Raw genomic sequence first — 694 nt, forward strand, 5'->3', positions numbered from 1 at the left:
TGCCTGCGCTATTTTCTGTTGCCGAAATGGACAAGAGCCAGCGTTTCCAAAGCCTGGAGATCAGGACGCCAAGAAGACCTATCTGACGCGCTACCTGTCCCTCGGCAAAATTATCAAGAATTACAATCACGTGCTCACAAAGGACGAGGCGAAATACGAGGTGCGTCAGGAAGCGTTGCAGATAAGGGACGCCTTTGCGCACGGGCGACTGTTGACCTACCCCGGACTACCAGGGCGCCTGTGGAAATTCACCGGAGGAAAAAAGGGACGCGTCGGCATCGACTTTAGCGAGGAACTCACGGTCGACTGCCTGAAGAGCAAGGCCGCGATGATCAATCGGGAAAAAGACAAGGTCATCGAGTGTTTCAAGGCACGAGGCTATGTTGGACTACGGTGAGATCGCCGCAGCTTACCATTTGCAGCATCGCTTACGCCCGCGCGGCGAATTTCATGCCAAGTGTAACGGCGGCTGTGGCGCCTAGGTGGTGTGGACTCTAAGGATTCCCTTTTAGGAGCAAATCAGATTCAAGGCTGCTTTTGTGGAGGCCGCCTTGGGTGTGATGGACCGTTTGGTATTGAGCGACGCGGCGTGGGAGCGGATGGCGCCGTTGATCATAGGGCGGCCCGATCAGAAGGGCTCGACCGGGCGCGACAATCGAATGTTCGTTGAAGGAGTGCTGTGGATCGTGCGTAC

General features: G+C 55.9%; 1 protein-coding gene and 1 pseudogene. Both read left to right on the forward strand.

Annotated features, from left to right (window positions below; translation table 11 throughout):
• A partial coding sequence (locus FNJ47_RS46375; protein WP_163163493.1) for a hypothetical protein occupies nt 1–397 on the forward strand: 397 nt, incomplete at its 5' end.
• Between the two features lie 154 nt (nt 398–551).
• Nucleotides 552–694, forward strand: a pseudogene (locus tag FNJ47_RS46380) (IS5/IS1182 family transposase); the annotation flags it as partial.

It is taken from the genome of Bradyrhizobium uaiense, from assembly GCF_010811875.1.
In the GTDB taxonomy this organism is placed as follows: Bacteria; Pseudomonadota; Alphaproteobacteria; order Rhizobiales; family Xanthobacteraceae; genus Bradyrhizobium; species Bradyrhizobium uaiense.